The sequence below is a fragment of the Gracilibacillus boraciitolerans JCM 21714 genome (assembly GCF_000521485.1).
GTDB lineage: Bacteria > Bacillota > Bacilli > Bacillales > Amphibacillaceae > Gracilibacillus > Gracilibacillus boraciitolerans.
The window spans coordinates 82,293-95,665 of the sequence record NZ_BAVS01000010.1 but is presented as its reverse complement, the minus strand read 5'-3'; the positions used below and the strand labels follow the sequence as shown (position 1 = coordinate 95,665).

The following is a 13,373-nucleotide window of genomic DNA, read 5'->3' as shown; positions in this document are numbered from 1 at the left end:
TTCATGTGTGTGGAGGGGGGGCGCATTAAATCCTTCTTTACTTCGATTAATATTTAAATGGAGATCATTAGGTAAATACGTGCTTTTCTTAAAAACATAACTTACTTTTTGCAAAGAAACACACCCCTTTTCAAACATGTATTATCCTTTCACTGCCCCGCTTGTCATACCTTTCATTACTAGTTTATTTAATATTAAATATAAAATCAATGTTGGTATAATCGCAAGAGATATAGAAGCAAATGTTGGACCCCCCCACTCCCTTTGACCATATTCTCCAGTAAAGTTAATTAATCCTGTTTGGATGGTTCTTAGTTCCGAATCACTAATAAATGTCATAGCAAATATTAAGTCATTCCAAACAAAGAAAAACTGAACCAGTGCTATTGAGACGAATGAATTAATAATCAATGGAATTGATATTTTAAAAAAGATTTGATATATATTTGCACCATCCATTATTGCAGCTTCAATTAATTCATTGGGTAACGTCTTATAGTAACCAGTGAATAAAAAGATTGTTAAAGGTAATCCAAATGCAATATAAACTATAATCAATCCCAATAAATTGTTTAAAAGTCCTGTTTGATGATAAATTGTAAATAAGGGTAACAGAACGATTTGCATTGGAATCATTATTCCTCCTAAAAAGACCAAAAGGATTGTATTATTTAATTTCCATTTCATTTTTTCAATCGCAAAAGCAGTTGCTGCACCAAACATTAAAATTAAAAACAATGAAGGAAATGTTACAAAAATACTGTTTTGAAAGTACGTACCCATGTTCCCAATTGTCCAAGCATCGATATAGTTTTGAAAATGAACTCCACTAGGTAAAGCATACATTGGATTCGAGAATTCACTTGGATTTTTGAAAGAAGATAAAATTAACCAAACGATCGGATACACTGTAATTAAAAGCATTATAAAAATAAAAATCTTCCCAAAAATATTACTAAAAACTTTTTGTGCGAACATAACTACCCCCCCTCCTTAATCAATATTTTGACGTGAGTATCGATAAATAAGTAATGTCACCATTAAACAAAGAATTAATAAAAATACTGCTACTGTACTTCCATAGCCATATTCATTATAAGCAAATGCACTATGATACATATATAATGTCAACGTAGAGGTACTCGTTCCAGGTCCTCCATTGGTTAGCGCTACAACAGATTCGAATACTTTTAATGTTCCATTCAAACTAAAAATTATAGCTGAAATTAAAATGGGTTTGATCATCGGAATAATGACAAACCTTGATAATTTCAAGCCATTTGCCCCATCAATTCTAGCAGCTTCGATAACATCTTCGGGTATATCAATTAATCCCGCATACAACAGAACAGCATAAAAACCCATTGATCGCCATATATCCATAACAACAATTACCCAGAATGCCGTGTCACCATTTCCTAACCATGCCTGTACCCACATATCTAAATTCAGCGAACTCAATAAGCTGTTAACTAAACCAAGCTGTGGAGTAATTTCGAATATTTTAGAAAATAATTGTGCAACAGCGACAGCTGGTAACACGATTGGGAAGAAAATAAGCGTTCTAATTATTACTGAAAAACGTTTTAATACCAGCACATAAAAAATAGCTAATATTAATCCTAAAAACACTTGCCCTGTGGTCACTAATCCTGCATATTTTATGCTAAGCCAAAAACTACTTAAAAACTGACGATCGGAAAAAATATTTACGTAATTTTCAAAACCAATAAATGTAAAGCCTCTGATTGGTGAACCCTCAAAAAAGGAATATCCAATCGACCATACAGTTGGTATTAATACTGCAGATAAAAAGATCAATAAAGCAGGTAAAATAAAAATCATAATTGCTTTTTTATCTCTTAATACACTTTGCATGAACCATCCCTCCTCATTTTTATGTAATCAATGAAGGTCCGAATGTTCGGACCTTCATGTTGAATCGTAAAATTATTCAATTTCCTGTGCTAATTCAGACATATACGTTGCTGGATCAATCGAGTCTGTGATTAATAACTGAGCATTATCCTCTGCAATTTGCTTTGTTCTTGCATCAAATTGAGCCTCAAACCATAATGAACCTCGAGATACTTCATTGATTTTCTCACTGACCATTTTGGTTAAAGGATTACTATCTTCAGGCAATTCATCAATTTTGAATCCGGAAATTAAACCTAAATCCTCCATTGCCCGACCTCCATAATCGGAAAATACTGCTTTCGTCCATTCTTTCATTTTGTCATTATATTTATCTTTTGAAAAAGCCATAATTAAGCCTGCATTCATGTTATATTCATCCAATGTTCCAACTCCACCTTCTACTGTTGGTACATTAAAGAAACCAATGTTTTCTACTCCAATCTGATTTCGCTCTTCATCATTAAAATCTGCTAATGCCCATGACCCCATATAATAAATGGCTGCATTACCTTGCAGAAATAAGTCTACTGCTGCATCTGAATCGAGGGTATTTGCCCCTTCACCAAAATAACCTTTTTCCGCCATGTCTTTCACCTGCGTTGCTGCCTTAACAAAACCTTCATCCGTAATATCTAGCTCACCACTACTAACTCTTTCCATGGCATCTACACCATAATATCTCATGACATAGGCGTTAATTAATCTAGTAATAGGCCACTTCTCTTTACCTGCAACCGCAAAAGGCTGTATATCATTTTGTCGTAAGGTTTCAGCGGCATCTAACATTTCTTGCCATGTAGTAGGGATTTCCAGACCGTTTTCTTCAAAGATTTGTTTATTAAACCAAAAACCTTCAATGTTCATTGTGGTTGGCACAGCATATAGACCTCTGTCACCACTTAAACGTTTGAGCAAATCTACTGCACCAGAATTAAGATTTTCATATATTCCTAATTCTTTAAAAGCTTCCTCAACATTTAACACCGAATCAGCATCAATTAATTCTTGCAAAGGTTTTCCTGATTCATAATCAAATACTTCAGGTAAATCGTTACTTGCTGAAAGAAGTTGAATTTTTTGAACTAATTCCGTTTGAGGCACTGTTTCAATATCTATCTCAAGATCTGTTTTCTCTTCAGTTTGAGAAACGTAAACAGGCACCTCACCTCCACTAGCATTATTATTTGAGAGATAATGAACACTCTCATCACTAGCTTCATTTGAGGAGGCTTCTTCTCCTCCTGTGTTGTTTTCACTTTTAGAACTACTTGAGCATCCCGCGACAAATAATGCAAAAATTATTACTAAGAATACCTGAAACGCTTTCTTTTTCATAATTTTTCCCCCCCTTCCTCTTTTTAAGATGATTACAGTTTTAATTGTAAGCGTTTTAACAATTAATTATAATTGCTTTATTATTTGGAATAATGTCTGTTTTTTTTGGATTATGTTCATTTAATTCCCTCATAATGCAAAATAGGTTGTGTGAGTTAGGTATTTCATTCACACAACCTATTTTCTTCATTATCCATTTTTATATTGACCAGGGCTTATACCTACTTTTTTCTTAAAAACTTCAGAAAAAATGTCGATACGTATGATAACCAACTTGTTCACTCACATCAGTTACTTTCTCTCCTTTTTCAAGCATAGTTTTTGCTTTATTTATTCTTACTTCCGTGACATATTTAATATAGGAAATTCCCATCTCCTCTTTAAATAAATAACTGAAATAAGTAGCATTCATATCCACATATTCGGCAACTTCATTCAATGTAATAGGTTGATTGAAGTTTTTTTCTATAAATTGAATTGCTTTTTGAATACATGGGTGTTTATCCTTATTATTTCTATCCAATCCTGCTAGAATACCTTCTATTTGAGTCTTTAACCAAATTTTCATTTCTGATTTTGATTTAATTTCTTTAATTTCCACATGCGGAATATAATTCATAAATAAATATTCAGATCTTGCTAATTCTTTGGCTTGTACTGTTTCAATAACCAAATAAATAAGCTTCAGAATTTCTCGTTCTACTATATCTGGTTCTAACAATTTATTATCAATAATATTTAAATATTTTGCTACATATAGTAATGCTCGGTCCCTATTCAATTCAGAAATACTATCTCTTATTTCCTTTATCACTGTTACATAATCTTCTGAAATATATAACTACGTTTCAATTCATCATAAGAGTGAAAGCCAGGTTCAGCTACGTATTGACCATATCTTAATGCTTTTAAAGAATCATTATAACTTTTTAACGTGCCTTCTTTCTTCTCCATTGTTGTGCCAACTCCAACAATAGCTTCTAAGGAATCGACATCATCCTCTAGTATACGATCATAAGAAGTGATCACACTAAACTTATAAAAAACATAAATAAATTGATCTTCTAAATGAAGTTCTATAACAGAATAGGTCGATGGTGTTCCTTCTTTCCAGTTTAATCGCTCAGAAGAGGTCAAAACAGTAACACTTTGGACTTCAAATTCTGACAATTGATCAATGATATTTTTCCATTTTTGCTCCGCATTATACCCTTTAAACAATAATTCCATCGCAGCTCTTTCTAGTTGTTCCTTATAACTTAATTTTGATTGAGACTTTAAACTATTATATTGTTTTTGTTCTTCTATTTTCGCTAAAATTTGAGGAATTAGTTCTTCAATTTTTTCAATTGTAATAGGTTTTTCTAAATAATCAACTACACCCAACTTTAATGCTTTTTTAACATAATCATATTCTTTAAAACCACTAAAAACGACACAAGTAATTTCAGGAAAAATATCCACCACAAATTCTATTAATTGCAGTCCATCTAAACCTGGCTTACGAATATCGGTTAAAATAATATCTGGCTGGAGATCATTCACTACTTTCATCGCTGTATTGCCATCTGTAGCACTTCCCACAATTATTATATTATATTTAGACCAATCAATCATCTCTTGTAAACCTTTAATAACAATTGGGGGGGCATCATCAAATATAACAGCTTTAAGCATGAGCATGACCCTCCTTATTTAACGGAAAACGAATAGTTATCGTCGTACCTGCATTGACTTCGCTTTTCACAATAAATTCACTTGTGGATCCATAATATAATTCAATTCTCTCTCGAACATTCTTCATCCCGAACCCTTGCTCTATCAAATTAAGGTCTTCAATTCCTACTCCATTATCTGAAATTGTAAATCGGACAAATGAACCTTCAAGTTTGCCAATTATCTTTATCAAACCTTTACCAATTTTCGGTTCAACACCATGAAAGACAGCATTTTCGATAATAGGCTGCAATAAAAGCTTTAATATTTCCTTATCTAATAATCCTTTATCCACTTCTTCTATAAAATCTATTCGATCCCCCCCATACCGAATATTCTGAATCGTAATATAGTGACGAATGTGTTCTAGTTCTTTTTCGATTGGCATAGTTTCCTTCCCCCCCGATTCAGAGCTAATTTAAAGCTTTCTGAAAGAGAAATAGCCATTTGTGCAATGTTATCCTGTTTTTCAATGATAGCCATCCAGTAGATTGAATCTAAGGTATTATATAAAAAATGTGGGTTTATTTGCGATTGCAAAATCCGTAATTCTGCTTCCCTTTCCTTTAACTGAAGGTTTATTACACGTCGATTTAATTCATCATTTTCCCATGAGACCTTCTTAAAAGTCTCAGCAATAACCCCCCCTATTTCATCATCTTGAAATTGTTCCTTAAATTCTTTTTTCCCCCCCTTCGACCAATCTAACATCATTCTTTTAATTTTTGCTAATGGTTTGGTAATAGATTTTGATAAAACGATGGATAAAATAATAGATGCTAAAGAAATTATCAGGACAATTGTAATAGTTAAACGACTTATTTCATGGGTTTCTTTGAACAATACCTCTGGTGAAACTGCTGTGGCAAACGTCCAGTTTGTTGTTGTATTCTTCGCATTAGTAATTAAATATCCTTGATTTTGTAATTCCTCCAAACTCCTTGGATTAACATAACGATCATTATTATTTCGCGAATCAAAAATTGTTTGATTATTTTCGTCTTGAACTGTAAAATGATTCGACTCATCTGGAAGCATCTTAGAAAACACTTTTTTATCTAGATTAACAATTAAAATGCCCAATTTTTGAAAAGGATACTCATTAGGATCTAATAATAATTTCACTGTAGAAAATGTGCTACTTGGCACATCGTCACCTAGTAATACATTATGGCTAAAAAATACCTCTTTTCCTTTTGCTCGGACTATTTCCTGATGCCAATCGCTATTCACAACATCCTGTGTATTGCCCTCATATATACCTAAATTATCAGAGCGTCCATAGCAGACTGCTCGATACCGATTATCAATAAGACAAACAGAATTTATATTATTTTGATCAATAAAATATTGAGACATTATCCGTTGTATTTGGAGAGCAGGATCATTCCCACCAATGACCCCTCTTTCACCATCCTCGGATTTCGCACTTACTTTTAACTCTTGCTGCAACCTAGAGTTTGATAGAATCAACCTATGTAACTTAATGACATTATCAAACATTAAGTCCGCAACATCATTAATGGTTTCTAAATGATTTTGATTTGTTTCCACATGTTTTTCACTCATCGTATTTTTAGCAATATTAAATGAAATAATGCCCAACAGAATCAATGGAAGCACTGATAATAAAATCATTACAATAAGAAAGCGAGTTCTAATATACTGCCGCTGGAATAATGATATAAAACTTTTGCAAATTCTTTTCATGTAAGCGCCCTCGTTTTAGTTTTCTTCATATATAAATAAGTGGACTTTTCACTATAAAGATAGTATCTCACATATTCCTTCAGGATAATATCTCTGTTTTATTTCTAAAGTTATTTAAAAGTAAAATAAGTTCACAATTATCGACGGTATTCACTTAACTTTAACATTCATATGAATACATTAAGCTAGTCAAAAGAGACAAATATACAAGGCATATCAGACAGCTTTAATAAAAAACTCATTAATCAATTTGAACCTTTCCTACTTCACATAACTAGTTTAGATAATCACTAAAATAATTCAGCTTTGACATATAAAAAACACTTTGTCTTTATTACCATGTTAATATGTCCTGATTACCTATCATGTTGTTATTAAAGAAATACTATAATTAAAATAGATTATTACTACTTATACCAAAGAATCAAGGAGGAGAAATTTTGAATACACAAGAAAATTTTACGAAAATAAATAACTTGAAAGTTGAAGGTAGTCATAACCCACTAGGTATTGATGCGGAATACCCTCGATTTAGCTGGATGATGGAATCAGATTTACAAAGGCAAAGGCAAAAGCAAACTGCATACCGAATTCTTGTCGCATCAAGTCCTTCAAAGCTAACAGAAAGGGATGCAGATTTATGGGATAGCACAAAAGTGATATCCGATATCTCTGTAGCCATTAAATACAATGGCAATATACTTGAACCATCAACCAAATACTATTGGACCGTTATTGTATGGAACCAAGATGATATACCAATACAAACTGAAGAAAATGCTTATTTCGAAACTGGTCTCAAAAGTACAGATGGTATAACACGTTGGGATGGTGCTAAATGGATCTCAATGAAAGGTAAAGACGTTAATAGTAATGGTTCCCCCCCACTATTTAGAAAGGAAACGAAACTAAAGGGTACGGTAAAAAGCGCAAGACTATATATATCGGCCTTAGGAGTATATGATGCTTATATAAATGGGGAAAAACTCGGAACAGTTACGGAAGATGATAAAAGTCTTGAGATTGATTTTATGCCTCCAGGATGGACGAATTATGACGCTACGATTCATTATATGACCTATGATGTAACAAATTATATAAAAGAAGATGCTGTAACTCTTGCTGCTGCTCTAGGAAATGGCTGGTGGAATGGGCGTATTTCAAAAGGGAACGAAAAACACGGCGAAACTACCTATTATTCTGGTGAAGAAAACGAACTTGCCTTATTTGCTAAGCTATTCATTACCTATGATGATGGTTCTATTCACACCGTGGTAACGGATACCCAATCTGATTGGAAAGCAACAGATACAGGCCCAATACGCTCAAACGATATCTATGATGGAGAAGAGTACGATGCAACCATGGAAATTCCAGGATGGAATAAAAACGATTTTGATGATTCAACCTGGATGAATGTAAAAGAACATGACTACACAAAAATTTTCCGCACGCAAAAGTAAAAGCATTTAATGGAGAAAAAACACAGTTCATTGAAAAACTAAATCGACTACCTCAATCTATTACTTTCTATACAGGGGTAATCAAACAAGAAGCGAGTAAAAATGGCCGAGGTGTAATCGATGTTGACTCCACCCGGACTATTCTTGACACAGAAAGAGCTAAAAAAAGTGATGTCAGTATCACTGATCAAGATACAGTTATTTTTGATCTCGGCCAAAACATGGTAGGAGTTCCAAACATCACTGTTCAAGGTGAAAAGGGAAGCCAAATTAAATTACGTTTTACAGAGATGTTAAATGACGATAGTGAAGGCGCTGATGGCCTGAAGGATCGATTTATACAGCAAGCTTGCGTTCTGCAAAAGTAACCGATTATTATACACTAAAGGGAAATGTAGGAGGTGAAACTTACAAACCTACTTTTACATTTCATGGATTTAGATATATAGAAGTAACCGTTGTTTCACCGAATACTACCATTCATGTAAAAAGTTTGATTGGTAAAGTTATTATGTCTGCGCTTCAGCAAACTGGAAATATCACCACCTCTCATCCATCTGTCAATCAACTGTTCTCCAATATTTTATGGGGACATCGAGGTAATTATCTGTGGGTTCCAACCGATTGTCCACAAAGAGATGAGAGAGTTGGTTGGTCAGGTGATACACAACTGTTCGCAAATACAGCGTTATATAATATGGATGCTGCTATTTTCTTAGAGAATTGGATAGACATGTTAAAGGATTCTCAAAACATATACGGAAATGGCACTTTCCATTCTGCATCCCCTGGTGGGCGTTTCTCCGATTTCTTTGGAGTAGTTGGAAATAGTGGTTGGGCTGATGCTGGAATCATTGTTCCGTGGACAGTGTGGCAAATGACGGGAGATACAACCATTATCGAAGAAAATTACGACGCCATGGCTAAGTTTATTGATTGGATCTATAAGCAAACAGGAGATACCTATCGAGGACCAGGCAGTATTGGAGATTGGTTGAATTTTCAAGGGACTGCTACACAATTAATGAGTGATGCATACTATGCTTATGACGCGAAGTTAATGATGCAAATGGCATTGGCAATTGGGAGACAAACAGAAGCACAAAGATATAAAAACCTTTTTGAAAGTATTAAACAGGAATTTATCAAGAATTACATTAAAGTAAACGAAAGCGGGAAATTAACACTAAAATCCTCCAATGGATCTGCTTTTGATTTAACAAATTTTTATAATTCTGCTCCTGTCGAAGATAATAGTCAGTGTGCTCTACTCTGGAGCTTAAAGTTAGGATTGTATAAAAATGAAGATCAGAAACAGCAAATGATTAATTTACTTGTGGAAAATATAAAAAATGATAAGAAATATAAGACATCACATCCAGATAGCAATCGAGTAAATTATGCAGAAAACACTTTGTCCGTTGGGTTTTTAGGCGTCAATGTAATCGCTCCAATCTTGTCAGAAGTAGGCCATTCGGAAGTTGCCTATTCATTACTGTTACAGGATCAAATGCCTTCATGGCTATACTCCGTTAAAAATGGAGCAACTACAGTTTGGGAACGTTGGAATTCTTACTCTTTAGAAGATGGCTTTGGTGATGTAGGGATGAATTCCTTTAACCATTACGCTTATGGAGCAATTGCCGAATGGATGTATAAGTATATGGCAGGAATATCACCTGATGTGGAAAGACCAGGATTTAAACACATCCATTTACAACCAAATATCGATCCAGAAAAGCGTCTTACTTCCGTAAGTGGTGAGTATAAGTCAGTCTATGGCATCATCAAAAGTGAATGGAATATTAAAGGTAATACACTTCATTATCATGTTTCTATTCCTGCGAATACAACTGCTACAGTCTGGCTTCCTACAAGCGATGTAAACAAAATAAAAATTAATGGAGAACCAATCGAGGATTATAGCAAAATTAATGATATCGATTTTAAGAATGGAAAAGCAATGATTCAAATAGAATCAGGTCATTATCAGCTTGAATCTATTTATTAATATAGAAATGAACAGATCTCCAGCTAGTTCAATTAGCTGGAGATCTGTTCCTATTTTAGTATATTTTATTCTCACCTCTTTAAAGATCACAAACTAACATGTCTACATTTTATACCAATGATTATATAGTTTTTTACTTATAAAAACAGAGCCTTAATCTCAAGGCTCTTATTGCAATTTATTTTAAAAATTTCCTCAACAAATATGTCGGTGTGCAACTCCAGGCATGACAATAACTATTAATTAAATGATTACCATAAGGTGAAAATTCCTTATCGGTTGGATTATATAATTCCCAGAACGTATCTGCCCCCCCGTCTTGAAGCATGCCACCCCAATACATCTTCATCCAATTCGTTGCTTCATGGTCTAAACCTACTAGAAATAAGGCTTCCACAAGATGATGATGCATGTATGGTGTATTCATCTCAATTTTAGGCGGTTCTGTTAATAATCTTTTTAACAATACTCGGCTTTTTTCTTGATCCAGTACTTCTGCTAGCACCATCCATACTTGGGTTGCCCACGATACTTGTTCTTGTTCTCCACTTACGAAAAATCCTTGCCCTTCCTTCCATAAATATTTAATAGAGGCTTCTTCTACTTTTGCTAGCTGAGTCAACATAAAATTCTTTTCGTTTTCTTTTTGAAGGATCTCCGCTAACTCGATCGCGCGTCGTAACGCATAAATTAAAATTGCCTGTGAAGGCCCTTGTTTATTCAATTCTGGGTGCCAATCGATAAATGACCACCAGCTGTCATCATCCTCAACAATACACCTTCTATCTAAACGTTCTATCCCAATTTCTATTTGACGATATGCAGTCATCCATAAGTCATGTATTGCCTCATCATCTTTAGTTGCTTGATAGTAATCATAAAGTGTAGTCGTAAAAAACAACGAATAATCAAATAAAAAAGTGTCATCCGGAATCAAAGTAGGTTCTACGAATAAATTTGCTGATACCTGTCCATCCTGATTCGGAACCGCTGCAAATTGATATAAATTCCGTTTTACTAATTCATTGTTTTGAACTGTTGCATAGTTTGCCATTGCCTGCAAACGCAGATCTCCCAACCACAGTCTACGATCACGTTTTGGGCCATCTTCAAATACATCCTGCATACAATCTTGTAATGTCTTGATACTAACACGATCTATCTCAACTAACTCTTTATCCTTATGCTCAAAGGTATCCACGTTATGAACATCAGCAGATGTAACGGCTTCTATTGACACATTATCAAAAGATACCTTATATTTTGGAGATGTATCCAATACTTCTATCTTTAAATAGCGAAAACTATATCGTCTTGGTAACTTAAGCTGATTGGGCAAAACATCTACATGTATCGTTTCTTCCTGTAACCACGAACTGCTAATCCAGCCATCATAATCAGAAAAAGACTCTGCCATTTCTACAGGCATTTCACCAAATGTTAGACGAAGATGTAACGGTGCATCAGGCGGACTTCCTACAGGTTGAATATGTAAAGAAAGATACCCGACCTGATGATCGCCAAAGTCAAGAATCACTTGATCTCCCTTACCTAATACTTGCTTAGATAGTTCGCCTGCAGAACCACCAGATTTCACTTCCCATCCATGAATTTTCCCTTTGTTTTTCACTACTTCGACAATTTGATTAACCACGACGTTTTCTCGATATAAAATTGGTCCTAAGTCATCAGCAATTTGCTCAAATCTTCCATTTCGATTGATCTCAAATGTCTGATTTTGTTGAAAACTCATTTTACACTCCCCTTTCTTTGTTTTATATTAAGAAAAGCACGGGAATTATCATTGGATACCAAATCCAATATACTTCCTCTTTTTCTCCTCTTCGCTTAATTACAGAAAATGGCTAGTAGTAACATCTACTAGCCAAGCTCCTTAATACGCAAATAAATAGTGACCTGATCCCAAAGTAACTGTTGTTTCTTCTACTTGTTTTTCAACGGAAAGAATTCCTTCTACTTCAGACAACTCTTTCCCATTTTCTTTCACACTTTTTTTGTCTACACCAACTAGCTTAACCGTTGCAGTAGTATTTGGCGGAACGCTTACTTCTAACTGCATATTACCTATCACATCTTTTTTCCAGGCACTCTTAATTTCACCATACATCGATTTAAGCGTTGCTTCCGCCCAATTTAATCCATCTCCGACATAAGGCTTGACGGTAAAATGCTTAAATGCTGGCACTTCTTCATCTAATTCAAGACCTGCAACTTTCCGGTATAACCAATCACCTATCGCACCATAGGCATAATGGTTAAACGAGTTCATATCAGTACTCCAGAAGGAGCCATCTTCTTTAATGCCATCCCAATGCTCCCAAATCGTTGTTGCACCTTTGGTAATTTGATAAAGCCAGGATGGATAATCTTTTTGGAATAATAATCTATAGGCTACATCATTCATGCCGTTCTCCGATAACACATGATTGAGATATGGTGTGCCAACAAAACCTGTTGTTAAATGGTATTCATTTTCTTCAAGTAATTCACATAATTTTTCTGCAGCACGCGTTTTCGTGTTGGTATTAACTATGTCAAACATCAATGCCACAATTTGAGCTGTTTGCGTCGAAACAGCTATCTTACCATTTGGTGTGACAAATTCATCGGTAAATGCCTGAATGATGTTTTCTTCCAAATCAGCAAAATAGTTAAAATCTTCTTCAATCCCTAGTATTTTGGCAATTCTTTTTACTAAAGAAGTAGAATAAGCGAAAAAGGCAGTTGCAATATAGGGGGGGCGATCGGTTGCACCTACATAGCTATCCGGCTTCGCATCCAATGCTACCCAATCACCAAAATGAAAGCCTGTATTCCATAAATAAGGATTATCACCCTGCGCTTTTATATAGCCTATCCATGCTTTCATGCTATCGTATTGCTCTTCAAGTATCCGTGTGTCACCATACGCAATATAAAGGGTCCACGGACAGATGACAGCAGCATCTCCCCCCCAAGCGGCCGAGCTAAATGGTCTTGGATTAGTATGTTGATGTGGTTCTTCCATATCATCTAACACATTCGGCACTACAAATGGTACGCCACCATCAGCCTCTTGATCTGCTTTTAAATCTCGAAGCCATTTGGTGAAAAAGGGTCCAATATTTGCCAGGTAACTAGCCGTCCGAACAAAAATTTGTGCATCTCCCGTCCAACCTAGACGTTCATCACGTTGCGGACAATCGGTTGGCACATCT

At 34.8% G+C, this 13,373-nt stretch carries 12 protein-coding genes; 3 read left to right on the top strand and 9 right to left on the bottom strand.

Annotated features, from left to right (window positions below; genetic code table 11):
- Positions 1-141: 141 nt before the first annotated feature.
- From JCM21714_RS08580 to JCM21714_RS08555, 7 genes are all read right to left on the bottom strand, one after another.
- On the bottom strand, positions 142-978 hold the full coding sequence (locus JCM21714_RS08580; RefSeq protein ID WP_035723427.1) for a carbohydrate ABC transporter permease: 837 nt from the start codon (positions 976-978) through the stop codon (positions 142-144).
- Positions 979-993: 15 nt separating this feature from the next.
- Positions 994-1,878 (bottom strand): carbohydrate ABC transporter permease, encoded by an 885-nt coding sequence (locus tag JCM21714_RS08575; RefSeq protein WP_035723425.1) that lies wholly within the window; start codon positions 1,876-1,878, stop codon positions 994-996.
- A gap of 72 nt (positions 1,879-1,950) precedes the next feature.
- Complete coding sequence (locus JCM21714_RS08570) at positions 1,951-3,255, bottom strand: ABC transporter substrate-binding protein (protein ID WP_052000487.1); 1,305 nt, start codon at positions 3,253-3,255, stop codon at positions 1,951-1,953.
- Positions 3,256-3,496: 241 nt separating this feature from the next.
- Complete coding sequence (locus JCM21714_RS08565) at positions 3,497-4,069, bottom strand: AraC family transcriptional regulator (RefSeq protein ID WP_035723422.1); 573 nt, start codon at positions 4,067-4,069, stop codon at positions 3,497-3,499.
- Between the two features lie 2 nt (positions 4,070-4,071).
- Complete coding sequence (locus JCM21714_RS08560; protein ID WP_052000486.1) at positions 4,072-4,932, bottom strand: response regulator; 861 nt, start codon at positions 4,930-4,932, stop codon at positions 4,072-4,074.
- Complete coding sequence (locus tag JCM21714_RS18310) at positions 4,925-5,359, bottom strand: sensor histidine kinase (protein WP_052000485.1); 435 nt, start codon at positions 5,357-5,359, stop codon at positions 4,925-4,927. Before JCM21714_RS18310 ends, JCM21714_RS08560 begins: the two co-directional genes overlap by 8 nt.
- Positions 5,338-6,681, bottom strand: coding sequence for a sensor histidine kinase (locus JCM21714_RS08555; RefSeq protein ID WP_052000484.1), 1,344 nt, complete (start codon positions 6,679-6,681; stop codon positions 5,338-5,340). The genes JCM21714_RS18310 and JCM21714_RS08555 overlap by 22 nt, the downstream gene beginning before the upstream one ends.
- Positions 6,682-7,121: 440 nt before the next feature.
- Between JCM21714_RS08555 and JCM21714_RS20530 the strand changes: the two genes are divergently transcribed.
- The 3 genes from JCM21714_RS20530 (at position 7,122) to JCM21714_RS20520 (ending at position 10,155) form a co-directional block, all read left to right on the top strand.
- Positions 7,122-8,144, top strand: coding sequence for an alpha-L-rhamnosidase N-terminal domain-containing protein (locus JCM21714_RS20530; RefSeq protein ID WP_200868444.1), 1,023 nt, complete (start codon positions 7,122-7,124; stop codon positions 8,142-8,144).
- A 221-nt stretch (positions 8,145-8,365) separates the two neighbouring features.
- Positions 8,366-8,512 carry a family 78 glycoside hydrolase catalytic domain gene (locus JCM21714_RS20525; protein WP_200868443.1) on the top strand — a complete coding sequence of 49 codons (147 nt, stop codon included), beginning with the start codon at positions 8,366-8,368 and terminating at the stop codon, positions 8,510-8,512.
- On the top strand, positions 8,494-10,155 hold the full coding sequence (locus JCM21714_RS20520) for a family 78 glycoside hydrolase catalytic domain (RefSeq protein WP_200868442.1): 1,662 nt from the start codon (positions 8,494-8,496) through the stop codon (positions 10,153-10,155). Before JCM21714_RS20525 ends, JCM21714_RS20520 begins: the two co-directional genes overlap by 19 nt.
- A gap of 178 nt (positions 10,156-10,333) precedes the next feature.
- Here the strand turns inward: JCM21714_RS20520 and JCM21714_RS08545 are convergent, their stop codons facing one another.
- Both JCM21714_RS08545 and JCM21714_RS21265 read right to left on the bottom strand, forming a co-directional pair.
- A complete protein-coding gene (locus JCM21714_RS08545; protein WP_035723420.1) occupies positions 10,334-11,908 on the bottom strand; it encodes an alpha-L-rhamnosidase-related protein in 1,575 nt (524 codons plus the stop codon).
- Positions 11,909-12,049: 141 nt separating this feature from the next.
- Positions 12,050-13,369, bottom strand: coding sequence for an alpha-L-rhamnosidase-related protein (locus JCM21714_RS21265; protein WP_235182714.1), 1,320 nt, complete (start codon positions 13,367-13,369; stop codon positions 12,050-12,052).
- Positions 13,370-13,373 lie beyond the last annotated feature (4 nt).

Coding starts and splice junctions, on each gene's coding strand:
- JCM21714_RS08580 (WP_035723427.1), bottom strand. CDS start 978: ATGTTCGCACAAAAAGTTTTTAGTAATATTTTTGGGAAGATTTTTATT.
- JCM21714_RS08575 (WP_035723425.1), bottom strand. CDS start 1,878: ATGCAAAGTGTATTAAGAGATAAAAAAGCAATTATGATTTTTATTTTA.
- JCM21714_RS08570 (WP_052000487.1), bottom strand. CDS start 3,255: ATGAAAAAGAAAGCGTTTCAGGTATTCTTAGTAATAATTTTTGCATTA.
- JCM21714_RS08560 (WP_052000486.1), bottom strand. CDS start 4,932: ATGCTTAAAGCTGTTATATTTGATGATGCCCCCCCAATTGTTATTAAA.
- JCM21714_RS18310 (WP_052000485.1), bottom strand. CDS start 5,359: ATGCCAATCGAAAAAGAACTAGAACACATTCGTCACTATATTACGATT.
- JCM21714_RS08555 (WP_052000484.1), bottom strand. CDS start 6,681: ATGAAAAGAATTTGCAAAAGTTTTATATCATTATTCCAGCGGCAGTAT.
- JCM21714_RS20525 (WP_200868443.1), top strand. CDS start 8,366: ATGGTAGGAGTTCCAAACATCACTGTTCAAGGTGAAAAGGGAAGCCAA.
- JCM21714_RS08545 (WP_035723420.1), bottom strand. CDS start 11,908: ATGAGTTTTCAACAAAATCAGACATTTGAGATCAATCGAAATGGAAGA.